Here is a 22,967-nt window from a genome sequence, read left to right as displayed (position 1 = left end):
TGTTTCGCAAGAAGGGGTCAAGGGGACTGGTCCCCTTGCGGGGGGTTCTGAAGGGGGGCGGAGCCGCCCCTTTCTTCCTTGTGCTACCATGAGATATAAAGAAGATACAAATAATGCTATCATAAATATAGAAGTGTTGTCAATAGTCAATCCAGCGGTAATTTATTCGGTAGCATTCCATTCAAACGTGGACACATTGCTGCCGCATAGTAACGACGCCATATTATGAGGGATGGAAATGGCTTAAATCCTGGCAACCACGGTTGATTGTGGCGCTACCACACCTAGGGGTCGTGCCCTTTCAATTTAAGAATCCTTGACAGAGACTCTATGGCCGTGATATACTTGACCAATAAAGAAAGGGGCGTGGTATAATGACTACGTTAGACGAAATCAAAAGGGTCATAAATAAGCACAGGGATGAATTAAGGGTTGAACATAAGATTAAAGATATAGCCGTCTTTGGTTCATATGCCAGAAACGAACAGAGAAAAAAAAGCGACGTAGATTTATTGGCAGAGTTTGATGGACCTATTGGTCTGCTTCACCTCGTTGGCGCAGAACAATACCTGACTAAGCTCCTGAGAACAAGAGTTGATCTGATTCCTAAAAATTCAATCCGTCCTGAGCTTAAAGACACCATACTTAGGGAGGCAGTTCCTCTATGGACCGAGACATAACTCTCTACATTAAAGACATCATTGAAAATATGGACTATGCTGAAGAGTTTATTGGCAATTTATCATATGAGGATTTTTTGCTTGATCCGAAGACACATTATTCAGTCGTTAGATGTATTGAGATTATTGGTGAAGCCTCAAAGAATGTCCCTGGTAACATAAGGTCTAAGCATCGCAATATACCATATAAGAAGGGGTCAAGGGGGCTGGCCCCCTTGCAGGGGGGTCTGAGGGGGGGGCGGAGCCGCCCCCTTCTTTCTCTTGTTTATGGTTGGACAATTACGTTTTTATCTTATCGCTTGAGCGACAGGACTTCCTGCATCATGTCATCTACGGTGGTAACAGTCCTTGAGTTGGCTTGGAATGCGCGTTGAGCCGAAATCATCGTTACAAACTCCGCCGCAAGGTCTACGTTGCTCTGTTCGAGGGAGCCGGAAAGCACTCGCCCCATACCACTTGTCTTTGGCGTGCCCGTTACAGGCTGCCCTGAGGTGTTGGATTCACGGAGCAGATTCTGCCCTATCTTTGCAAGTTTATCGGGTGCGGCAAACTTGGTCAGCGCCATCGTCCCCAGCACCTTGTTCTGTCCGTTTGTGAACACGCCATAGATTACGCCGGCCTCATCGATGCTCAACCCCTTCATCACGCCGGAGGCATTGCCATCCTGCGAGGCAGTGAGCACCTGTGAGGCATCTGCCAGTTGCGATGAGGAACGTAACCCCGTCCCTCCCTGACTCAGCGATGTGCCATAGTCAAACTTGATGTTCTGCGTACTCACCACATCACTGCCAAAGTTGAACTTTATGGATGGCTCATTGCTTGCCCCCGAAACGCCATCACTGACAAGCACCCCGCTGGTGTTAAATGTGAGAATCTGCGGCGATGACGACGTGGCCAGCACCAGGGTACCGGGGTTTGACACCGCCTCTGTGGCATAGTATACATTCCACGAGTTTGCCCCCGACTTTGCGTAGTAGGCCGTGACCTCGTGTGAGGCGCCGTGGGAGTCGTATACGGTTACGGTAGAGGAGAAGTTATAGTTTTTGGGGTCATTCTTGATGCCGTCCCCGTTGCCATCAAGGGTAAAGGCTGCTGTTACGTTGCTGGCCGTTGAGTTGAGATTTATATTGAGGTTGACGGTGGTTGTAGCCTTTGCTACGTTTGCGGAGGAGTCTGCCCGTATGGCACCCAGACTTCCGGTTGCGCCTGTGCCGGTATTCATGTATCCCTGCACCTTCATTCCGGCAGCCGTAACGAGGTAGCCGTCCTTGTCGAGGGAAAAGTTCCCCGCACGGGTATAGTAGGTGCCATTGCTGTCCTTGACCATAAAGTATCCGTTGCCATCTATGGCCAGGTCCAACGGATTACCTGTTGAGATTAAACTGCCCTGCGTAAGTAATGGTGTTATAGCTTCCAGTTGTGTGCCGCGTCCCACTGCGTTTGATGAGGACGCACCGGATATTGTTGCACTTAATACGTCGCTAAATGTTGCCCTGTTTGACTTAAACGCCGTAGTATTCATGTTTGCGATGTTGTCGCCAACAACACTAAGCGTCGTACCATTAGCGCTCATACCGCTTACTGCTGTCCATAGCGCTGTTATCATATGTAGTACCTCCTGAAAGTCATGTCTTATTTTGTAGCGCTAATTTCGGTCACGTTGCTCATCATGATCTTTTCCCCGTTGTCCAACGACAGGTATGTCACGCCGTTGTCAAAAGATATGCCTGAGACCACTGCCGTCGTGTTATCCGTGGTTGTGACGGACTTGCCTATCATACTCACGGCCATTACGTTGTTGAGTGAATTTTCGTACTGCGTGAGTGTCTTGATGTTGCTGTTTATGTTGTACAGTTGCTCAAGCGAGCTGAACTGCGCCAGTTGTGTCGTAAAGCTCGTGCTATCCATGGGGTTGAGCGGGTCCTGGTACTTCAACTGTGAGGTGAAGAGCTTCAGGAAATCGTCCTTGCCCAGTTCATTGGTTGATGTCGAAGAGCTTGCCGATGCACTCGATGCACTCGATGATGCACTGGATGTATATGTGTTGTCTGTCGTTACAGTCATAGTGTCTCTCCTTACTTATGCGAATATATTTATTTTACCATTATTTTTGTAATAATTCACCGGAGTAGTTTCACCGGAGCTTTTCGCCTCAACTGCGGCACTTCCAACGTCATCGCCATTTTGCGTATCCTTGCCACCCTTGGATAACTCTTCACGCCTGTCCTTAAGGGACACCGAAAAGCCTCCGACACTGATACCCTCCTTTGCAAGGGCATCAAGGATATGGCGCAGATTCTTTTCGAGCAGCTCCTTACCGGCAGGGTCCGTAGCGCTTATCTGGGCATGGACCACGCCCTTTTCCACACTCAGACCGATTTCGAGTTTTCCGATGCCGTCGGGTTCCACCCTGATTTCAAGTGAGTTATCGCTCTTTTTCAGCACACTGAAGGTTGTATCGTTTATCTGCAGGAGCTTTTGTGATTTTGCCGCCGACTCGTTGCCTGCAACCGCATGAAATGACGTCCTTGCCGTAGACGAGTGTGAACTGCTCAGTGATGTCGCACTTGAACTGTCCGTGTCAAGCTGACTCAAGCCCTGACTATCCATGGAGTATCCCGGAGGCTGCTCCAGCGATTGCCCTAATTGGCCATCGTTGTCAGTATTGGCTGCTGCTGCAACCATTTTGGTAAAAATACTTGTCCCATCACCGCTTTGAGCGCCATTACCTGGAGTCAAAAGGTTGTTGAGCGCATTTTCAGTCTGTTGTTTACCCGTGGTATTGCCAAACAGCAATTTGTTTAAAGTATTGTCAAGCGCATCTTTGCTCAGTGTGGGGGGAGCCGTATCTGCCGTGGTGGATGACTCAATCTTGGCAGAGGGTTCCTTTGTTGCTTGACCTGATTTGCTGACAAGTGCAGCGAGTTGTTGTTTAAGTATATTGGCCGTATCTGTTGTTGTTGCAGCAGCAGGTTGTTCATCGCCTTCAGTGGAGGCAGCAGTCTGGGCATTGAGGTCAACGGCTTTGCCAAGCTGCAGGAGATTGCTGATATCCAACTGTATTAGCCCCGTAGCATTTTGCAGGTTTGCACTCTGTTGATCGTCTGCGGAGAGATTACCGGTAGCAGTTGTCGTCATGGTGCTACCCATGCCCATAAGGCTTGCATAGTTGACAACCATGGTGCCATTGGCGATCAGTGCGTTGTCGTTGTTGGTTTCGCTCTTGGCAGGGGAACCCATCATGTTAGCCAGCATTATATTAAATATACCTCCCTGCTGGTCTGATTTTCCATCGGTGGAAGGTGCAAGTTGCGATGGTTTCGCAGCGCCTGAGCTTGTTACTGTTATGGCTTGTATGTCATTCATGCCCATTGAATAGCAAGTCTTGTACCAACGAGCAAGTGCGTGATTTTTAAAGGTTTTTCTTTACAGCAGCGGGGAACAAAATGGGGATAATAGCAGAAAAGTTTTCAGTTACCGGGAAAATTATTCACAGTCCTGGACATCTTTTTGGACAACACTGCCGCCTTTTGCGGCTCTATCAGGGCAAGGGCAGCACCGGCCTTCTTGCTCTTCATCTTTGAAAGGATCGTAACTGCCAGCTCCTCCTCCATCTCGGACAGTTGCACGGAGGCCTCCTCGGGCGGCATTGCCTCGTAGGTCTGGACCAACTTTTTTATCTTTTCGGTATTGAGGTCCTTTACCTTGTTGAGAGCCTCCTCCAGTTGGCTCAGGAGTTTCTCATACTTTTCGATTCTATTGTCAACGTCTGCCTTGAGTGCCTGTAGTCTTTCCTCTTTACGCTTGATCTCTATTTCTTTTCGCACAAGCTCCGATTGACTGACCTTGGGTTCAGCCTTAGGGGGTGGTGGCTCATTTCCTTTGGTTTCAATTTTCTTGGCATCACCTGCATGACTGGCGCTGTTACTGGCACCACTCTGTGCACCAAAGACGCCAACACTGAGGAAATGGACAAATAACAGGATGGCAACCAACGTTACGCCAATACCCCGGTAACTAATATCTCGGTAATCTGGAAAGATATACATAGTCCAACTCCTTTTGTTCCTGCCATGCGGCTGTTTTGTTTTTGTCGGCAATCACCTTGTTTTTTAGTTTTTCAACGACCTTTACTTCCTTGTATGCCTCAAGCAGTTCGGCCTTTTTCTCTTCAAACACTAACGTCATCTGACGTACCAGTTCCTGTTGTTTTTGAATCAACCTGTTCAAGGTTTCCATGTAATCGTAAAACAATGACAGCTCATAGGCATTGCGAAACCCCCTGGTCTGTTTTTCATTCATCTGTGTGGTCAACCTGTTGAGGTTTACGTGCAGGGTATTGAGAATATCCTCCTGTTGCATCAGGGCAATGAGAATCTTTTTAAACTCTGCCTCTATTTCGTCTGTTTTGTACTGTCTTATCTGCTGTAATCTTTCGAGGGTCTTAACGTTTGCCATTTATTAATGTCCTGTGAATAGTTTGCGGAGATTTGCAATGCAGGAGTTGAAGTCACACTTTTCGTTCATCTGTTGTCTGACGTACTTGTTGAGCACATCGAGCATGGCAATGGCGTAGTCAACCTTTGGGTTTGAGCCTTCCTTGTATGCGCCGAGGTTGATCATGTCCTCGAAGCGTTTGTATGTGGCCAGGGTCTCTACGAACTTACCGGCTAACATTTTATGTTCGTCGTCGATGATATCCGTCATGATTCTGCTGATGGAGCGTAGTACGTCGATAGCGGGGTAGTGGTTTTCCATAGCGAGCGCCCTTGACAGTATGATGTGTCCATCGAGTATTGACATTACGGAGTCTGCCACGGGGTCTGCGATGTCGTCGCCCTCAACCAGGACGGTGTATATGCCTGTGACACTGCCCTTGCCGCCTGCCGTGCCGGCTCGTTCGAGTAGTTTCGGTAGCAGTGCAAAGACGGACGGGGTGTATCCCTTGGAAGCCGGTGGCTCTCCCACGGCAAGGCCGATCTCCCTCTGTGCCATGGCCACCCTGGTGAGGGAATCCATAAAGAGCAGACAGTCCTTTTGTATGCTCCGGAAGTATGAGGCAATAGCGGTGGCCACAAAGGCGCCTTTTACCTTTGCCACGGGTGATTGTTCGGAGGTGGAGACCACCACCACGGAGCGTTGCATGCCTTCCTGTCCGAGGTCACGTTCGATGAACTCCCTGACCTCCCTGCTGCGCTCGCCCACGAGCGCTATTACGTTGACATCGGCCTTTGTGTACTTGGCAATCATTCCCATCAGGACGCTTTTGCCCACGCCGGCGGCAGACATGATTCCGATTCTCTGGCCCTTGCCACAGGTCAGCAGTCCATTAATGGCGGATACGCCCAGGTCTATGACGTCCCTGATCCTTTCCCTTGACAGGGGATTGGAGGGCACCTCAAAGATGGGATAGTTGACGCCGTTGATGGGTCCTTTGCCGTCGATGGGCACACCGGATTCATTGATTACCCTGCCGATGAGTCCTTGTCCGACCTTGATGGAGACCTTACGTCCCAGCGGAAAGACCCTGCTGCCGGGCTTGATCCACGAGATATCACCCGTGGCCATGAGCAGCTCCTTGCCGTCCTTAAAGCCGACGACCTCGGCGTTTATAGGCGGTTGACTGTCGGAATATATCTTGCACGCCTCGCCCACGCTTGCCTTGAGACCGGCAGACTTGATGATCATCCCCGTGATCTCAACCACCCTGCCATACACCCTCAACGGGTTGGCTTCCCTGACGGCCTTTATATAGGGGGAGAGGTCAATGGAGGACAACGTTATCCCTCATATCTTCTATGGCATTGTTTAGCAGTTCGTCAACATCGGTGATGATTTCTTCGGTTGTTCCTACGACAATAGGGCCTCTTTGTGAGGCCATCGGGTCAACCTCAATGGCGACGTCCTTGTATATGTCCATGAGACTGTCCTTGTGTTGCATGAACAGGTCATACGTTGCCGGGTTGACCTTGATGGTGACATGTCCTGCCTTATCGATCCGCATCAGGGCCTCCCTGACCACGGAGACGATTATCTCAGGCTTTGCGGAGAGTTCTTCGCCGATAATTTTCCGGGCAATACTGATTGCCAACTCTACCACTTGTGGTTGCAGACCCTCTATTGATCTGGTTTTGAAGGCCTTTACTTCCTCTATGGCTTTTGCTATTTGTTCGAGCATGGATGTTGTTTTGTCGTGTGCGTTTTTCATGCCGGTTTTTTCGCCTTCTTCCAGCCCCTTTTGGTAGGCGTCCTGTTTTATGCGGGCGGCTTCTGCGGTGGCTTTTTGTATGGCCTCCTGATGCATTTGCTCTATTTCTCGTTTGATCTGCTCGATGTCCTGGACTTTTTCGGCATGGGTTTCGTCGCCATTGTTGTTGACCTCAATGGCCGGAACTGAACCTGACGTTGGTACGGATTCAGGCAGCGCAGAGTCAAAGGGATTGCGTTTTACGGGTTTCCTTGAATTAGATTCAAGTGTTGGCATTTTGTAGGGTGCTATTTCCATACCTTTTATGACTTTGCCTCTATACAAGCCTTTCTTCCTCACCGCTGCCAGGCAGCATGATCTTGCCTTCTTCGCCGAGTTCTCGTGCTTTCTTGATTATGTTTTGCTGTGCCTTTTCGACTTCGGATATCTTTACGGGGCCACGCACATCCATGTCTTCTTTGAGAATTTCGGCTGCCCTCTTGGACATGTTTTTGAATATCTTGTCCTTAAGTCCTTCGGAGGCAGTTTTCAGGGCCAGCGACAGGTCTTCCGTACTGATTTCCTTTAGTACCTGCTGTATGCCTCTGGCGTCGAGTCTTGCGAGGTCCTCAAAGACAAACATCAGTTGTCGGATGGAGTCGGCCAGCTCGTAGTCGTGACTTTCGATGTTGTCCAGGATAAGCTCTTCGGTTGACTTATCGGTTTGGTTGAGGACTTGAGCGACCTTTTTGATCCCTCCGACCTTTATGCCAGCGCCACGTTCGAGGTCAAGCTCACTCTTGAGGACGTCTTCTATTTCCTCGATGGCATCTATGGGGATACCCTCTGTGGTTGCCATTCTCATGGTGACATCGACCTTGAGCGACTTGGGCAGTGCGCTCAACACTGTGGCCGCCTGACCGGGGTCCAGGAGACTTAGGATCAGGGCTATCGTCTGTGGATGTTCGGTCAGCAGGAAGTTGGTCAGCTTCTTGGCATCAACCTTCTTTAAGGACTCCAGGGTGATTTCAACGGCCGCTTTTTCCAGGAATCTTTTGGCGGTCTTCTCCTCCAGTCCCTTGGTCAGCATCTGTTTGAGGTAATTGGCGCCTGAGAAGAATATTTCCCCTTTTTGGATTTTTTTTGCGGCCTCTATAAAGACCTTTTTTATATCTTCTTCCTTGACGGAAGGGGTTCTGCTCATCACGGTGCTGATCTTTCCTATTTCCTTAATGTCAAGGTTTTTCATTATCTCTGCGGCTGCATCCTCGCCTATTGCAGTGAGAAAGATGGCCGCCTTTTCATGCCCTGATATTGACATGTTATGCCTCCTCGCCTTCTATCCATTCTTTTACTATCTGAGCGGCTGATGCCGGGTTGGACATGACCCACTGTGACCACTCATTCATTTGCCGTTTGATCGGCAGCTCCTCGGATGGTGGCAGGGATATATTCCATTCATCGGCCTTGGCCTGTTCTTCTTTTTTCTTCATTTCTCTTTCGAGCTCGGCAACGGTCTTAGGATATGGCAATGCCGCAGCCTTTGGTGGTGCCGGGGGGGTTGTCAGCGTCTTTATGATTGGCCTTACCACAAAGAGCAAGAATAACAGGGCAACTACCAGAGGGGCCAGGTACTTAGCTACCAGGATGCCATCCTGGACATAGTCTCTCTTAGGTGGAGGGATGACCTCTTTGGTGTCCGGCTCAAACTGCATGTTGATAACTGCCACCTGGTCGCCACGCTCAAGGGTGAAGCCGATGGCCTTCTTGACGAGTTCTTCGTATCTTTTGATTTCATCGTCCGTGCGGGCGGTGTACTTTACCTCTTTGGCAACCGGAGCGCCCTTGGCATCCTTGGTATCTGCGGCGGTTGCGGTGTATACGCCATCAACCAGGACGGCGGCTGACAATTTTTTGACGTTTCCAAACTGGCCCTGTGTATGATTTGTCACCTTGGTTATTTCGTAGTTTATGGTTTCGCTCTGTTTTTGGGACTGAGTTTGTGACCCTTGAGCCTGTGCCGTGGCCTTGCCGGGGAGGTTGGACTGCACACCGGGGACGCCACCTGGACCCATCGTTGTTGATTTCTCTTTCACCGTCTGTTCGCTCCTGGCCACCTGGCCCTCGGGGTCAAATTTTTCTTCAGTCTTGTCGGTGCGTGAAAAGTCTATATCTGCCGTCACACGTGCCCTGACCCTGGACTTGCCTATGACGGGTTCAAGGATGTCCTTGATTCGGATTTCTACGTCTTTTTCGAACTTCTTTTGGTATTCAAGCTGTGTGGCCGTCAATCCGATGGCATCATCGACGGGTTTTGTCAGCAGGTCGCCGTTGTTGTCTACTATTGTTACATTTTTGGGATTGAGACCCTCAACGCTGCTGGAGACCAGGTGTACTATGCCCTGTATCTGACTCTGCGCCAACACCCTGCCATGCTTGAGGGCTACCAGGATGGAGGCAGTGGGGGGTTCCTGCTCTTTTATGAATAAAGACTTCTCAGGTATGGCCAGATGCACGCGTGCACGGTCTATCTCCGTCAGCGACAGGATAGTGCGTGAGAGTTCGCCCTCCAACGCCCTGCGATAGTTCAGCTTTTGCATAAAGTCCGTCACCTGGAAGTTGGTCTTGTCAAATACCTCAAAGCCAACCCCTCCTCCCTGGGGCAGTCCCTGGGCGGCCAACTTGAGGCGCAGGTCGTACACCCTGTCGGTTTGCACAAGGATGGTGTTGGAGGTCAGTTTATAGGGTTCTTTTAGTTCCTGTAATTTATTAACTATGCTGCCGGCGTCGGACTCGGACAGGTTGGCAAACAACACCTGGTAGGTGGGCGCCTGAGACCACGAAATTATCAAAATCAATGAAGCTATTGCCATCACTACAGAGGATATGAGGATTATCTTTTTCCTCGTAGACCATCCCTTTACTATATCAAAAATATTTGCCATACAACCTCTGCTCCTATACTATGGATTTAAAACCGTACAAAAAGACAACACTATTGCAATACATAAATTTACTCTGCATATGTACCAGCCAAACACCTGATATAAAAACTACATCGTTATATAAACATCTGCCCATGCCATATACCACGCACAACCGAGGCGATATGGCACACCCATACACCGGCACACCCTTTACCAACACCAGGAGACCAACGTTTCCAGGGTAGCCTGACATCTCAACTGGTGCCGGGATGTATGCCCCTATACCTGCATCCTCATCACCTCGTCGTAGGCGTTGAGGAGTTTGTTGCGCACCTCAAGCATTAACTGGAACGACATATCGGCCTTTTCCATTGCAAGGACTGCCTGGGTGACATCCCCGCCGGTGGCCAGGGCCTCGATGGCCTTATCGGCCTCTTTCTGTATGGCATCCACTTCGATGAAGGCATTTTTCAGTGCCGTGTCAAACCCTCCGGCTGCGTCCTTCCTGTCCGTTGGTGTTTGTTGGACATCCTGCCCCACGCTTGAACCCAATATTTTAAATTCAGACATCAATACCTCCCTATTTCTAAAGTTTTCAAGAACATTCCCTTTGATATATTAAAGGCCGATACGTTGGCCTCATATGCACGTGCTGCTGTCATCATGTTGACCATTTCTTCCACCACGTTTACGTTAGGCAGTGAGATGTAGCCATCCTCATCTGCGTCGGGGTGCGAAGGGTTATAGACCTTCATGGGTGGATTCTCATCCTGCAACACCTTCGACACCTGTACACCCATTGCCTGTTCCTCAACCTTGCCTATGGGCAGTACCTCAAAGACAACGTCCTGTCGTTTGTACGGACCACCTTCCTGGGTCCTTGTCGTGTGTATGTTTGCCACGTTGGAGGCTATGGAGTTCATACGCTGGCGTTGTGCAACGAGCGCAGAGGCACTCACATTGAATACAGCAAATGTATCCATTATTGCCCCCTCTTCATTGCGGACTTGTACATGCGAAACTTGGACGATACCAGTTTGCCCGCCGCCTGATTAAGTAGGGCGTTTTCCGTCATCTTGGCCACCTCTACATCCAGTTCCACGTTGTTTTTGTCGCCCCATTTGGCCGTTGTTTCCTCTACCGTCATATTGCCCTTGCCGACGCTTTGGCCCGATTTAAAGTGGAGATTGCTCGTGGTCTCCATCTTTAGTTTTTCGTCATCAAAGAACGCACTGAATTTAATATCCCGCGCCTTATATCCAGGCGTATCGGAGTTGGCCAGGTTTGACGATATGACCTTGTGCCTGACTGATGTCATCCCTAACAATCTCTCTGATACATCAACACCTTTATCCATAAAGGCCTCCTTAGTTTTTTTCTTCTCTACACTGCACACAGTCTATATTGCAAGTGTCGTACCATTGCGCCAGTTCTTAAAAACAACCGACCCGTAATCTAATGTTCTTATTTACCTGCCGATGTCTAAGTAACTATATAATAACATAAAAAAACGAACTCGTGTTGTGTTTTTTTTTCGGTGACACATCGGCTTTTTTTGTGTGTGGCACAAACTCAGTGTCAAAAAACCAACTATATTTTTTATGTCTCGGGAAAAAATTTCCCGTATTCGTTGAGTTTATTTCTGATAGTTCTGACGCTGACACCCAATATTTTGGCAGCCTTGGTCTTGTTGCCGCTGACGTCCTTGAGGGTCTTTAGGATCAGGTCTTTTTCCATTTCCTTGATTCCTTTGGCGGAGTTGTCCACCGCCGTCGTTGCCACTGGGGCATCGGTGTCGCACATGAAGTCGTCCGTGTTGATAAACTCGCCCTTGGACAGCAGCACAGCCCGGTGGATGACGTTTTCGAGTTCACGGATATTGCCACGCCACTGTTTGGCCTCAAGGAAGGCGGCGGCATCCCTGTTAAGCCCTTTGAGTTCCTTGCCCAGGAGGGTAGAGAACTTCTTTATGAAGTGCTCGCTAAGTGGGATGATATCGTCCGCCCTCTCCCTCAGCGGGGGGACGTGTATGGGAAAGACGCTCAGTCTGTAATACAGGTCTTCCCTGAAGTTGCCTTCGGTGGATTCCTTGTACAGGTCCCGGTTGGTTGTGGCCAGGACACGGATGTTTATCGGGATGGTGTGTCGGCCCCCGACCCTGTCGATCTCCTTCTCCTGAAGCACCCTCAGGAGCTTGGCCTGCAACCCCATGGACATCTCACCGATCTCGTCCAGGAGTATGGTGCCGTCGTTGGCCAGCTCGAACTTTCCGGTCTTTCGTTCGGTAGCCCCGGTGAAGGAGCCTTTTTCGTGTCCGAAGAGTTCGGACTCCATGAGGTTGTCTGGGATGGCGGCACAGTTGACGGCAACAAAGGGTTTATCCTTTCTGTGGCTGTGTCTGTGTATGTGTCGGGCGATCAGTTCTTTGCCCGTGCCGCTTTCGCCGTAGATCAGTACCGTGGTATCGCTGGTGGATATCTCACTGGCTATCTGCAAGATGCGTTTCATCTTGGCATTGGCCCCGACGATCTCGCGACTACCCGTGAGACCCTCCATGATGGTATGTACCTTCCTGGTGAGTTTGTCAAAAGAGAACGGCTTCATCAGGTAGTCCGTCGCCCCCTCCTTCATGACCTCAACGGCATTTTCCACGGTACCAAAGCCCGTTATTACAAGCACTGGAAGTTTGCCGACCCGCTTTCTCAGCTCCTTGAGAAAAGACAGGCCATCCATCTTGGGCATCTGCATGTCCGTTACCACCATGGCAAAGGGCGTGTTGCCCAACCTGGTCAGGGCATCCTGGCCGTTTTCGGCGACCACCGTGCTGTGCCCAAGGCGCTGGATTGCCTCCTTCAACGCATCCCTCATCTGAGGGTCATCATCAACTAACAGTATCGGTTTAGCCATCGTTGCTTGCAAAGCTACCTCCTAATCTCGTTGCTCGCAGAGTGGCAGACAGAGCTGGAAACAACTGCCCTTGCCAATCTCGCTTTTTACCTTTATCGTGCCATCATGCACCAGCAGTATCTTTGATGCTATGGCCAATCCAAGTCCCGTGCCCTTTTCCTTGGTGCTGAAGAAGGGATCAAATATTCTTTCGAGATTTTCGTGTTTTATCCCTTCGCCCTCGTCAATGATTTCTACAAAGGCGTGTGTATCGTTGGCCTTTTCGATGACTTTGACGGTGCCTCCGTCGGGCGTTACCTGGACGGCGTTTATTATTATGTTCATAAAGACTTGCTTGAGCAACTCGCCATCTCCCGATATTACGTCGCCGTCTTCGCTGTGTCTGTCGATGGAAACGCCGCGGGACTCGATCAGCGGCATCAGCATAAACAACGATTCATCTATGACGTCGCTTAGATTTACTTCGTAGAATTTTGGTTTCTGTGGCTTTGCAAAAAATATCATATTCGTCAAGATGTTATTGAGGCTCCTGATGCCCATGGAGATGCCCCGTGCGAGGTTGGAGTTGGGTGTTTCGCCGAGTTCGTTTTCGAGCATACTGGCGTAGAGTTCGATGCTGCACAGGGGGCTGCGGATTTCGTGGACTATCTGGGCGGCCATTTCGCCCATGGCTATGAGTCTTTTGTTGCGTTCCTGCTGGGACTCCAGCTCCCTGATCCGGGTGATATCCTGCAGCAGTATGACCACCCCACGCGTGGCCCCCTGGGCGTCAAGTATATTGGAGCGTGAGATGACCACGTTGTACCGGTTGCCACCGGCGGTGAGGCAGGTATCGGTGCCATCCTTTTCTATGACTAGGTTCAGGGAATCAAACGATTTGCCGACGACGTCATGCGTACTCATGCAGAGCATCTTTTCAGCCGCACGGTTAAACATCGTTACGTGTTCACTGGTGTCCAGCACTATGATGGCCTCACGGAGGCTTTCCAGTATGCCACGGAGGTTGTCCTTGGCCTCCTGGGTGTCGCAGAGGGCCTGTTGCAGTTGTTTGTTCTTGTCCTCAAGCTCGATTGTGAGGTAATGCACCTTTTCCTGGAGCCTCTCATATATTTGCTCAAGGCTCTTGGAGGCTATCGTAAAGCTCTGGAAGGCTTCGTTTAAACTACTGATGTCTTCCATCAGAGTTTTCCTTCGGCGATGCGCTTATTGATCTGCTGTTCCTTCAGGGCTGCCTTGGAGAGTCGGCTGATATTGGAGGCGCCAAGGCTGAGGCCCTTGAGTATGGGTTCGGACTCATTAGGGGACAAAATGACACCGAGCCGGTAGGATGCCCATTGGTTTGCCGGCTCTGCGGCGATGGCCTTTTTGTAGTAGAGGGTTGCGCCCTCCGTGTTGCCAAGGTCGTAGAAGGCGTCGGCAAGGGCGAGGTAGTCCTCGGTTGTGCCTCCGCCGGAGTCCTTGAGGGCCTTTTCGTAGGAGAGCACTACCGTTTCGTTTCTGGGCGACATCAGCATAGAGTCACGCATTAGTTCTACGTCTTCCTTGTTGAACTGTTTCATGAGCATGAGGGTCTTGAGTGCCTCACCGTAGTCACGGTTGGTAAAATTTATGCGGGCCTCGGTTCTCAGGAGATCATCGCCTGGAACCTTGAGGTTTTTCATCTCCGCCAGAGACCTGACCGCAGCGGCCTTGTCGCCGGCGTCTGAATATATCTCCGTCAGTTCACCCAGGGCCTTGTGTTTTTCCGTGTCGGAGGAGTTTTTGGATATCCACGTCAGGACGTCCACGTAGGGTTTACCCGTATCTTTCAGGGCATCCTTGGCTTTTAAGATAAACGGCTCCCTCGACTTATCCAACAGCATCGCTCCGTAGGTGAGCCACAGGTCTACAAACTGGTCATTGTCCCCCTGCATGGCCTCGGACATGACGCCCTCCATCTTGTCAAGCATTTCCTTGGAACCGGGGTCCTTGGCGTGGAGTTTCTTGATGGAGGCCGCCGCATCCTTGTACTTCTTTTCTTTTACGTCGAGGTCTATCTGCAGTGATGCCAGTTCCTCTTTTGCGTTGTCCCTGAGGCCCATTCCTTTGAGTGCCTTGAGGTTTTTCTTGACCTCATCCGTTTTGCCTGTCTGCAACTGCACCTTGGACAGGTTAAGCATGGCCTCTTGCCTGACCTCTTTGTCCTTGCTGCTGGTGAGTTTTTTGAGATATTCCGCAGCTACATCAGGCTTTGAGTCCTTCAACGCTACCTTGGCAAATCCAAGCGTGGCCTTGTCACGCAACTCGGGGTCCCTGATGGTTGCAAATGCCGCACGTGCCTTTTTGGTGTCTCCGGAGGCCAGCATGTTTTCGGCATAACTGTAGAGGGTTGCATCGTTGTTTTTCTTTATATACCCGGGGTCCTTGAGCATGGCAGTTGCGTAGATATCTCCGGCATCCTTGACCCTGCCAAGACGCTGGAGGGTGTTAGCCCTTTCAAAGAGCACTTCGCTGATGTTGCTGCCGGACTTGTCAAGGGCCTCAAGGGCCTCTGAATGTTTGCCAAGCGCAGACAGACTCCTTGCAAGACCAAGGTATGCCTTGTTAATCTGCCTGGAGCTGGGGTAGTCATTTATGAACGTCTGAAATCCCAACTTGGCGTCGTTGTTGAAGTTCTTTTGCAGGTTAAGCTCTGAGCGTCGCATGAGGGCTTCTTCCTTTATCTTGACGTTTGTAGCGAATTGGTAAGCCTTTCTGTAGCGATCGACGGCCTTGGCCGATTCCTGTTTCGCCTCCAGTATCCTGGCGTATATGAAGTTGCAGGACGCCACCAGGTCTGCCTGCCCCTTTGAGTTGTCATAGCAGCCACTGAGCATATCCACGGCGGATTTGTACTCCTTCATCTCAAGCAGCACCCACGCCTTTTTAAGCTCCTCGGTCGTTAATATGTCGGCGATGTTCAGGGCCTCTGCCACGGTGCTCAACAGAAGCAGTGCCAACACTAAAAGCAGTGATAATAGTCTGTGTCTCTTCATTTTAGCCATCCTCAATTTATCGTTATCCTCATTATAGTTATCCTCGTTTCGTTAGATTCAAAAACCATGCCATATTCGTGCATCAATTATACGGCTTATTAACGGGAAAAATTTTCCGTCAGGTGTCAATCCTCTGACACAAAGAGAAAGAAGGGGAGCGGCTCCGCCCTCCCCTCAGACCCCTCCTGCAAGGGGGCCAGCCCCCTTGACCCCATCATACTTAACCCCATGTCCATTTATTGATTCTTTGGTTTGCTAGTTTCACATAGGCAGGTTCTATGTCGTATCCGATATAGTGTCGGTCATTTTTCAGTGCGGCAATACATGCTGTACCGCTGCCGCAGAACGGGTCAAGGACTACATCTTTGCTGAAGGTATACAGTTGAATCAGTCTGTGTGGCAGTTCTTCGGGGAACGGGGCCGGGTGTCCGATGCTCCTTGCAGAGACGGCGGGGAATGTCCAGAGGCTTTTGGTCAACTCCAGGAATTCTTCCTTAGCGATGGTATTTTGCTTATTCGCTCTTTGCCTTGAAAACGATTCCTTCGAAAAAATCAAGATATACTCGTGAACGTCTCTCAATACGGGGTTAGCGGCAGAGAGCCAACTACCCCAGGCCGTTGAAGGACTTGCACTTGAGGCCTTATTCCAGATGATTTCGCCCCTCATCAGGAAACCTATGTCGAGCATATCCTCAATGATATAACAGTGCAGGGGGATATAGGGCTTTCTCCCCAGGTTGGCAACATTGATACATGCCCTGCCGCCTGTTACCAGTTTTTTGTATGTCTCACGGAACACTCTTTTTAATAACGCCCTGTATTGTTCAAGGGACAGGTCTTCATCGTATTGTTTTTTTCACATTATACGGTGGTGAAGTAACCATCAGATGCACACTGCCGTCGGGGATTTCATCCATCGTTTCGCTCGATTTGCAATATATCTTGTCAAGCTGTGCCGGTACGATCTGATTTTCAATAACACTGACTGGTTCGGAGATTTGCTTGTCTCCATATAGCTTGCTGTTGTAGAACCCCGAAGAATCATGGTTCACCCTGCCCGGTGTTCCGAAGGAGCTCGTCTTCGTGCCACTGCGCTTGTATTTCTTGGGAGCTTTGATCTGTTCAGCCATCGATTTAATCAAGAGGGCATTTATGTGCTAAAGAGGTCTTTGTCTTTGAATTCGATTCGGCGCTTTTTGAGTTTCTCCAGGAAAGTGGTTCTGTTAAGGCCGAGCATTCCGGCTGCCTTGCTCTTTACGCCACCGGCACGCTGCAGGGCCTGAGTAATGAAGTTGTTTTCGATTTCGTCCAGGATGGCGTTGAGGTCTATGCCTTCCAGGGGCAGTTGCATCAGAGACTCCGCAGTGGTGGTCTGAGGCGGCTTTGACTGGAGGAATCGCTCGGGCAGGTCTTTGACATCAACCACTCCGGTGTCGTCGAGGATGACGCACCGCTCTATGAGTGTTTCAAGTTCCCTGACGTTTCCCGGCCAGTGATATTTCATCATGAGGTTCATTACCTCCGAGGTTATCTTTAATGGCTCTTTGCATTGCTTGCTACAAAAGCCCGTCATAAAGTGCTCTATCAGCAGGGGGAGGTCATCCTTTCTCTGTCGCAGCGGCGGCAAAAAAACCGGAATCACGTTGAGGCGGTAGAAGAGGTCTTCACGGAAGTCGCCGTTTTTGGTTGCAACCTCAAGGTTCTTGTTTGTGGCGGCCAGTATCCTGACGTCTACCTTGGTGGTTTTTATTCCGCCCACACGCTCGAATTCACGCTCCTGGATGATCCGCAACAGCTTCACCTGGAGGGTCGGGTGCAGTTCCCCGATCTCATCAAGCAGGATGGTGCCGCTGTCGGCAAGTTCAAAGCGTCCCTTGCGGGTATTGATTGCCCCGGTGAAGGCGCCTTTTTCATGGCCAAACAGCTCGGACTCCAGCAGTTCGCTGGGGATAGCTCCGCAGTTTACGGGGACAAACGGTCTCTCAGCACGGTTGCTACAGTAGTGGATCGCCTTTGCCACAAGCTCCTTGCCAGTACCGCTCTCTCCGCAGATGAGCACCGTAGAGTCCGAGTTCGTAACCTTCTCTATCGTAGCATACAACTGTTTCATCTGAGGCGATTGCCCAAGGAGTTTATTGATATAATACCTGTCTTTTGTCTGCTCCATTTTTGATCAATATTATTGTAAATATATTTTTACGTTTATGTCAATAACTTGACTTATCTGTTAGTGTTTTTTTATTAAACGTAATAGTTTGGAAGTTGTGTATAATCAATCCACTGTAAACTAAGGTTAAGAAGGGGTCAAGGGGACTGGTCCCCTTGCAGGAGGGGTCTGAGGGGAGGGCGGAGCCGCTCCCCTTCTTTCTTTTGCTACCATGAAATATAAAGAAGATACAGTATACTTGCCTTTCAACAGTCAACGCATGTATAATAATATTTATGAACAAGGAAACCACAACATTAAGCAAGGTTAACAGAAACTTCCAGATTACCTTGCCGACTGAGTTTCGTAAGCGTTTCAATATACAGGAGGGTGATTTTCTTGAGGTAGTCGAAAACGAAGAAGGGGTCATAGTTCGTCCGGTGGAGATAGCAATCAGGAGGAAACAGGTCGTCGAAAAACTCCACGAGATTTATGACGAAATCTCTCAGAACCCTTATGCCAATCTACCAGAAGAGCAAGTTATGGAAATTGTCAACGAACAAATTAAACAAGCCAGGGAAGAAAAAAATAAAGAACTTGCAAGCCATGCCTGACCGATAATTTTTTTCATGAAGGTTGTTCTTGATTGTAACGTTATAATCTCCGCTGGACTTAATTCTGGTGTGTGCCGTGATTTAGTTGATGAGGTCATTTTACATCACGAACTTATTCTATCTCCAGGAATTATATCAGAATACCAAAGGGTTATTCCAAGGTTTAAATTAAATGCAGAGGTTACAGAAAAGCTCAAAGAAATAGTCACAGAACTTCTAATGATTGCGACTTTAATTGATCCATTGCCTTTTAATGTTAGTCTAATTGATAACGACGACGAGGTCTACCTTACTACAGCCCTTACGGCTAAGGTCGATGTGCTTATAACTGGTAATCGTAAACATTTCCCTTTTCCTCAATATGAGGGCATTTTTATATTAAGCCCAGGGGAATTTTTGAGAATGGACAGAGGGTGGGAATAATTGTCGTTTATGTCAATAACTTGACTTACCTGTTAGTGTTTTTTTGTAATAGTTCAGCTATACAATTGAAATGTTGTGTATAATCAACCCAATGTCAACACGATAAGAAGGGGTCAAGGGGGCTGGCCCCCTTGCAGGGGGTTCTGAAGGGGGGCGGAGCCGCCCCTTTCTTTCTTTGTCTTGGGGTATATGAAATTACGACCGGTCTTGATTTCAGACGCCTTGTCGTATGATTCTGTGTTTGCCTTCGAGTTTATTGATAGCGTCCAGGTATGCCTTTGCCGAGGCCACGATGGTGTCCGTATCCGAGCCGGCCCCTCTGACCGTCCTGCCTCCCTCCTCGAGTGTGACAAAGACATCGGCGAGGGCATCCGTGCCACCGGTAATGCCCTTGACCTCGTACTTGGCCAGTTGACTCTTTGTCTGAGTCAGGTGAACTATGGCGTTGTAGGTGGCGTCCACGGGGCCGTCTCCGGTGCTTTCGGTTTTAAGCTCCTGGCCGAGTTTCGTTATGACTATCTGCGCAAGGGGCTTATCCTCCGTGCCACACGTCACACGCAGAGAGACAAGGTTGTAGACATGGTCTGCTTTTGCTATTTCTTCGTTGATCAGCGCTGCGATATCTTCATCAAAGATGCACTTTTTTTGGTCTGCCAGTGCCTTGAAGCGTTCAAAGGTTTGATTGAGTTCATCATCCGTCAGGTGGAAGAAGCCCAGTTGTCTCAATCTGTCCTTAAAGGCGTGTCTGCCGGAGTGTTTACCCAGGACGAGCTTGCTGCCCGGGATGCCGACGTCCTCGGGTCTGAGTATCTCATACGTAGAACGTTCCTTGAGGAATCCATCCTGGTGTATGCCGGACTCATGGGCAAAGGCGTTATCGCCAACTATTGCCTTGTTGGGTTGTACGATCATGCCGGTATTTTTGGATACCATCAGACTGGTATTGTAAATCTCCCGAGTGAGGACATTGGTGTCGGCCATGAATAGTTTGGGACGTGTCTTGAGGGCCATGACGATCTCCTCCAGGGAGGCATTGCCGGCCCGTTCGCCGATACCGTTTATGGTACACTCCACCTGCCCGGCCCCCTTGTATATGGCTGCCAGGGAGTTGGCCACGGCCAGGCCCAGGTCGTTGTGGCAGTGGACAGAGACGGTACATTTATCTATGTTTGGGACACGGTTCATCAGATACTCGATAAGTTCGCCGTACTCAAATGGGGTCGTATAACCCACCGTGTCAGGGATGTTGACCGTTGTAGCTCCGGCATTTATGACGTCCTCGGTGACCCTGCACAGGAAATCCCAGTCTGAGCGCGTGGCGTCTTCGGCGGAGAACTCTATGTCATCGGTGTACTGACGGGCGTGTCTTACGGCCCTGATGGCGGAGTCCAGTACTTCGTCACGGGTCATCTTTAGTTTAAACTTGAGATGAATATCCGACGTTGCTATGACTATGTGTATTCTGCCGGTTCTTTTGGCGTTTCTAATGGCCTCTGCCACCCTGTCTATGTCTTCAAAGCGTGCCCGTGCAAGGCCGGCCACCGTGACGGTATCCAGTTCTTCGGCGATGACCTTGACGGCCTCAAAGTCCCCCTGGGAGGTTATGGGGAAACCGGCCTCTATGATATCGACCTTGAGATTGGCCAGTTGTCTGGCAATCTGGAGTTTTTGTTTCAAGTTCATGCTTGCCCCGGGGGATTGTTCGCCATCCCTGAGGGTAGTGTCAAAGACCCTGACGTGTCTCATTGTCTGTTATCACCTTTCGTTATTAGATTCACTGCCCGCTTTTTACGGGTATACAGCAGATATATATTCTCTATTATACCAATAAACATATACAGAAAGCCAAATACAAACAACGTAACCGGCGGATTCATTATAATAATGGTGATCATGATTATCAACAGCACCAGAAACGGAAACGGCTTTCTCTTTTTGAGGTCAAGCTCCTTGAGACCGTGAAACCTGAGCGTGCTTATCATAAAGATCGACAGCACAAATGTAATAACCGCAACCATGATGCTGTTGACATTTGCCCTTTCAAAGTGGTATTCGTGGAAGATGATAAAAGTTACCAGTATTGTAGCTGCGGCAGGTATTGGCATACCGGTGAAGTACTTTTTTTCCGTTGAGACCATCTGGACGTTGTATCTGGCAAGCCTCAGCGCCCCGCAACAGACATAGAGAAATGCCACGGCCCACCCGATCCGTCCCAGGGGCTTTAGTGCCCAGTCATAGGCCACCACTGCCGGGGCCACGCCAAACGCCACGAGGTCTGACAACGAGTCAAGCTCTATGCCAAACTTCGACGCACTGTTTGTCAGTCTGGCGACCCAGCCATCGAGACCGTCAAATATATTCGCAATGATTATAGCAGTTCCGGCATCGACGTACTGTCCCCTCATGGAGGCCACGATGGCGTAGAAGCCACAGCACATGCCACAGAGTGTGAGGGCGTTGGGCAGGATGTAGACGCCTTTTTTCATGACGGCGTTCGTTGTGGGATTTGGCCTGGAGCTTGGATTGAGGGTTGGCCTTGATTGTCTTTCGTAGGGTCGGCTGCAGCACTCCAGCGGCCAATGACGGTCTCACCGGCCTTGAGTTTATCGCCCACCTGTGCCGTAATCTGTGCCTCCAGAGGCAGATAGAGGTCCACCCTGGAGCTGAACTTGATGATGCCAAAGCGTTGTCCTTTTTTGAGGACGTCGCCGGGGTTGACGCGACACACGGCCCTGCGTGCCACGGAGCCTGCCACCTGTCTGAGCAGGATGTCGCCCATGGGCGTGGCCATGACCATGGCGATGTTTTCGTTATTGCTGGAGGCCTCATCCAGGTACGCCTTGTGAAAGCTCCCGCTGGTGTGTTTGACGCTGACAACGGCGCCGTCAAAAGGGGCACGGTTTACATGCACATTGAGCGGAGACATGAAGATGCTAAACTGCTGCACATCACGCTTGAGGTAGTCCTTTTCAAATGTCTGCTTTATCACTATGACCTTGCCGTCTGCCGGGGCTATGATGACATCTGCTTGTGAGGGGGTGACACGGTCGGGGTCGCGAAAGAAGAAAAACATAAAAAACAGTATAATCACCGGCAAACCCGTAATCCAGTGCCGTGTAAACCAGTACACTACAATAGTCAGGATCAATGCGGCCATGAAAAACGGTATCCCTTCCGGAGCAAATTTCATAATCTATACCTACACCCCTTTGCTATATATATCAAAAAATCAAACAACCACCTTACTGTATCACAAGCATGAATCTGTTGTCAACTGCCAAGTCAACCGCCAATCAGTGCAATCCCATTTTGCATTAAGAAAGAAAAAAGGGAGGGCTTTGCCCCTTTTATGCCGGGGGGCGCCGACCCCTCCCTCAGACCCACCCACAAGGGGAGGGGCGAGGCGCAATCTTTTCGCAGCGGGTCGCACCCGCCCCGGGCACGAAGAAGTCCCCTTGACCCCATAATGCTTAATTCTGAGTTTATATTACATAAAAACTTTTGTCCATCTATGTTACCGTGAAAATAGGACAGCATTTACACCAAGTTCATTTATCCTTGTCTCTTATGTAGACGCTGCTGTTTTCAACTACGGAGTATTCTTCCTTGAGAAAGTAGGTCATCTTTGTCCCAGTGATGAGGTTTTTGCTATCCCTGGCCTCGGGATTTCCGGTGAATACTACGCTCTCATCCCCGGCTGAGTAGACGGCCCTTTCGGACGTTATGATGCTGTCATCCTTTACGAGCTTTATGTTGCCGGTGGCGTCTATGCGGTCAACTTTCTTTTCGCCATCGGAGTAGTACACCACCATCTTGTCGGCGTAAAATGTTGCCTCACCCTTTACCGCCTTGACCGAACCGGTAAAGATGGCCGTCTTTTTCTTCGTATCGGCAACGAGATTTTTGCTTGTGATTATCAGCGGGACGTTTTTATCTCCCTGCATGAGTCGGTCCTTCGTTGAGTTCTCTGCAAATGCCGCTGCCTTCAATCCCGCACACGGCAAAGCGATGCAGGCAACAATCGTTAAAAAAATCAACCGCCTAATTAATAACAACCCTGACTCCACCA

The 22,967-nt window shown here is 49.8% G+C and carries 24 protein-coding genes and 1 pseudogene; 4 read left to right on the top strand and 21 right to left on the bottom strand.

Going from position 1 to position 22,967, the window contains the following annotated elements; genetic code table 11:
* Nucleotides 1-374: 374 nt before the first annotated feature.
* Together HWQ67_RS00995 and HWQ67_RS20340 are read left to right on the top strand one after the other, a co-directional pair.
* The gene (locus tag HWQ67_RS00995; protein WP_218250769.1) at nt 375-680 is read left to right on the top strand and encodes a nucleotidyltransferase family protein; all 306 of its coding nucleotides are present in this window, start codon (nt 375-377) and stop codon (nt 678-680) included.
* The gene (locus HWQ67_RS20340; RefSeq protein ID WP_218250768.1) at nt 665-1,054 is read left to right on the top strand and encodes a HepT-like ribonuclease domain-containing protein; all 390 of its coding nucleotides are present in this window, start codon (nt 665-667) and stop codon (nt 1,052-1,054) included. Before HWQ67_RS00995 ends, HWQ67_RS20340 begins: the two co-directional genes overlap by 16 nt.
* On the opposite strand, the gene HWQ67_RS00985 is transcribed toward HWQ67_RS20340, so the two are convergent.
* The 17 genes and pseudogenes from HWQ67_RS00985 to HWQ67_RS00900 form a co-directional block, all read right to left on the bottom strand.
* Nucleotides 973-2,286, bottom strand: a complete 1,314-nt coding sequence (locus tag HWQ67_RS00985) for a flagellar hook protein FlgE (RefSeq protein ID WP_218250767.1) — start codon at nt 2,284-2,286, stop codon at nt 973-975. The two genes, HWQ67_RS20340 and HWQ67_RS00985, sit on opposite strands and share 82 nt — an antisense overlap.
* Nucleotides 2,287-2,312: 26 nt before the next feature.
* The gene (locus HWQ67_RS00980) at nt 2,313-2,744 is read right to left on the bottom strand and encodes a flagellar hook capping FlgD N-terminal domain-containing protein (RefSeq protein WP_218250766.1); all 432 of its coding nucleotides are present in this window, start codon (nt 2,742-2,744) and stop codon (nt 2,313-2,315) included.
* Nucleotides 2,745-2,759: 15 nt separating this feature from the next.
* Nucleotides 2,760-3,935 (bottom strand): flagellar hook-length control protein FliK, encoded by a 1,176-nt coding sequence (locus HWQ67_RS00975; RefSeq protein ID WP_218250765.1) that lies wholly within the window; start codon nt 3,933-3,935, stop codon nt 2,760-2,762.
* A gap of 215 nt (nt 3,936-4,150) precedes the next feature.
* Nucleotides 4,151-4,729 (bottom strand): MotE family protein, encoded by a 579-nt coding sequence (locus HWQ67_RS00970; RefSeq protein WP_218250764.1) that lies wholly within the window; start codon nt 4,727-4,729, stop codon nt 4,151-4,153.
* Nucleotides 4,698-5,138, bottom strand: coding sequence for a flagellar export protein FliJ (fliJ, locus tag HWQ67_RS00965; RefSeq protein ID WP_218250763.1), 441 nt, complete (start codon nt 5,136-5,138; stop codon nt 4,698-4,700). Before fliJ ends, HWQ67_RS00970 begins: the two co-directional genes overlap by 32 nt.
* Before the next feature lie 3 nt (nt 5,139-5,141).
* On the bottom strand, nt 5,142-6,458 hold the full coding sequence (locus HWQ67_RS00960) for a FliI/YscN family ATPase (protein WP_218250762.1): 1,317 nt from the start codon (nt 6,456-6,458) through the stop codon (nt 5,142-5,144).
* Nucleotides 6,445-7,212, bottom strand: a complete 768-nt coding sequence (locus HWQ67_RS00955) for a FliH/SctL family protein (RefSeq protein WP_218250761.1) — start codon at nt 7,210-7,212, stop codon at nt 6,445-6,447. The genes HWQ67_RS00960 and HWQ67_RS00955 overlap by 14 nt, the downstream gene beginning before the upstream one ends.
* Entirely contained in the window at nt 7,205-8,188 is a 984-nt protein-coding gene (gene fliG, locus HWQ67_RS00950) for a flagellar motor switch protein FliG (RefSeq protein WP_218250760.1), read from the bottom strand. The genes HWQ67_RS00955 and fliG overlap by 8 nt, the downstream gene beginning before the upstream one ends.
* 1 nt (nt 8,189) lies before the next feature.
* A complete protein-coding gene (gene fliF / locus HWQ67_RS00945; RefSeq protein ID WP_218250759.1) occupies nt 8,190-9,812 on the bottom strand; it encodes a flagellar basal-body MS-ring/collar protein FliF in 1,623 nt (540 codons plus the stop codon).
* Between the two features lie 261 nt (nt 9,813-10,073).
* Entirely contained in the window at nt 10,074-10,364 is a 291-nt protein-coding gene (gene fliE / locus HWQ67_RS00940) for a flagellar hook-basal body complex protein FliE (protein ID WP_040334239.1), read from the bottom strand.
* A complete protein-coding gene (gene flgC / locus HWQ67_RS00935; RefSeq protein WP_218250758.1) occupies nt 10,364-10,777 on the bottom strand; it encodes a flagellar basal body rod protein FlgC in 414 nt (137 codons plus the stop codon). Before flgC ends, fliE begins: the two co-directional genes overlap by 1 nt.
* Nucleotides 10,777-11,151 carry a flagellar basal body rod protein FlgB gene (flgB, locus tag HWQ67_RS00930; RefSeq protein WP_218250757.1) on the bottom strand — a complete coding sequence of 125 codons (375 nt, stop codon included), beginning with the start codon at nt 11,149-11,151 and terminating at the stop codon, nt 10,777-10,779. The genes flgC and flgB overlap by 1 nt, the downstream gene beginning before the upstream one ends.
* A gap of 242 nt (nt 11,152-11,393) precedes the next feature.
* Nucleotides 11,394-12,713: a sigma-54-dependent transcriptional regulator gene (locus HWQ67_RS00925; protein WP_255317058.1), complete on the bottom strand. Its 1,320-nt coding sequence runs from the start codon at nt 12,711-12,713 to the stop codon at nt 11,394-11,396.
* A 9-nt stretch (nt 12,714-12,722) separates the two neighbouring features.
* A complete protein-coding gene (locus HWQ67_RS00920; RefSeq protein WP_218250756.1) occupies nt 12,723-13,880 on the bottom strand; it encodes a two-component system sensor histidine kinase NtrB in 1,158 nt (385 codons plus the stop codon).
* Nucleotides 13,880-15,715, bottom strand: a complete 1,836-nt coding sequence (locus HWQ67_RS00915) for a tetratricopeptide repeat protein (protein WP_218250755.1) — start codon at nt 15,713-15,715, stop codon at nt 13,880-13,882. The genes HWQ67_RS00920 and HWQ67_RS00915 overlap by 1 nt, the downstream gene beginning before the upstream one ends.
* 220 nt (nt 15,716-15,935) lie before the next feature.
* Nucleotides 15,936-16,845: pseudogene (locus tag HWQ67_RS20335) on the bottom strand (DNA-methyltransferase).
* Nucleotides 16,846-16,865: 20 nt separating this feature from the next.
* Nucleotides 16,866-17,882 (bottom strand): sigma-54 interaction domain-containing protein, encoded by a 1,017-nt coding sequence (locus HWQ67_RS00900; RefSeq protein ID WP_218250753.1) that lies wholly within the window; start codon nt 17,880-17,882, stop codon nt 16,866-16,868.
* A gap of 275 nt (nt 17,883-18,157) precedes the next feature.
* Between HWQ67_RS00900 and HWQ67_RS00895 the strand changes: the two genes are divergently transcribed.
* Nucleotides 18,158-18,475, top strand: coding sequence for an AbrB/MazE/SpoVT family DNA-binding domain-containing protein (locus HWQ67_RS00895; protein WP_218250752.1), 318 nt, complete (start codon nt 18,158-18,160; stop codon nt 18,473-18,475).
* Between the two features lie 15 nt (nt 18,476-18,490).
* Nucleotides 18,491-18,898: a putative toxin-antitoxin system toxin component, PIN family gene (locus tag HWQ67_RS00890; RefSeq protein ID WP_218250751.1), complete on the top strand. Its 408-nt coding sequence runs from the start codon at nt 18,491-18,493 to the stop codon at nt 18,896-18,898.
* Between the two features lie 213 nt (nt 18,899-19,111).
* Here HWQ67_RS00890 and HWQ67_RS00885 read toward each other — a convergent pair whose 3' ends face one another.
* The 4 genes from HWQ67_RS00885 to lptA all read right to left on the bottom strand — a co-directional run.
* Nucleotides 19,112-20,644, bottom strand: coding sequence for a 2-isopropylmalate synthase (locus tag HWQ67_RS00885; RefSeq protein ID WP_218250750.1), 1,533 nt, complete (start codon nt 20,642-20,644; stop codon nt 19,112-19,114).
* Nucleotides 20,641-21,384, bottom strand: coding sequence for a CDP-diacylglycerol--serine O-phosphatidyltransferase (pssA, locus tag HWQ67_RS00880; protein WP_218250749.1), 744 nt, complete (start codon nt 21,382-21,384; stop codon nt 20,641-20,643). Before pssA ends, HWQ67_RS00885 begins: the two co-directional genes overlap by 4 nt.
* Nucleotides 21,381-22,088, bottom strand: coding sequence for a phosphatidylserine decarboxylase family protein (locus HWQ67_RS00875; RefSeq protein ID WP_218250748.1), 708 nt, complete (start codon nt 22,086-22,088; stop codon nt 21,381-21,383). The genes pssA and HWQ67_RS00875 overlap by 4 nt, the downstream gene beginning before the upstream one ends.
* A gap of 358 nt (nt 22,089-22,446) precedes the next feature.
* The coding region (lptA, locus tag HWQ67_RS00870; RefSeq protein ID WP_218250747.1) for a lipopolysaccharide transport periplasmic protein LptA at nt 22,447-22,967 on the bottom strand (521 nt) is incomplete at its 5' end.

The sequence above is a fragment of the Candidatus Magnetobacterium casense genome (assembly GCF_019173545.1).
Lineage (GTDB): Bacteria > Nitrospirota > Thermodesulfovibrionia > Thermodesulfovibrionales > Magnetobacteriaceae > Magnetobacterium > Magnetobacterium cryptolimnobacter.
This window is presented reverse-complemented; position numbering and strand designations above follow the sequence as displayed.